This window comes from Pseudoalteromonas aurantia (genome assembly GCF_005886875.1).
Taxonomy (GTDB): domain Bacteria; phylum Pseudomonadota; class Gammaproteobacteria; order Enterobacterales; family Alteromonadaceae; genus Pseudoalteromonas; species Pseudoalteromonas aurantia_A.
Genome location: NZ_PNBY01000260.1, coordinates 1 through 272, shown reverse-complemented (window position 1 = coordinate 272; position 272 = coordinate 1). Strand labels below are relative to the sequence as shown.

Annotated in this window: 1 protein-coding gene; it reads left to right on the top strand. The window is 48.9% G+C overall.

Features of this window, described 5'->3' with window-relative positions; translation table 11 throughout:
* Positions 1–272: hypothetical protein (locus tag CWC18_RS21330; RefSeq protein ID WP_212747760.1), on the top strand; the 272-nt coding region annotated here is incomplete at both ends.

The window sequence follows — 272 nt, the reverse complement described above, 5'->3', positions numbered from 1 at the left end:
GAATCAACAGCTGGATGATATATCCCAGCAGGAATACCAGAATTACACCGCGCTACTGAATGACCTCAAAGACAAAACGGAAAGCAAATACAGGGTACACCTGGTTGACACACCTTTTGGTGAAGTCCCTCTGGAAGATATTACCGTGAAAACTCATGGCGAAGGAGCATTCCGGGTAGCCCGAGTGAACAGCTTTCAATACACCCTCGATCATTGCACCCCCTGGTTGAAGTCGGCCCATCCAGTGACTGACAAGTTTGCTGAATTGCGCC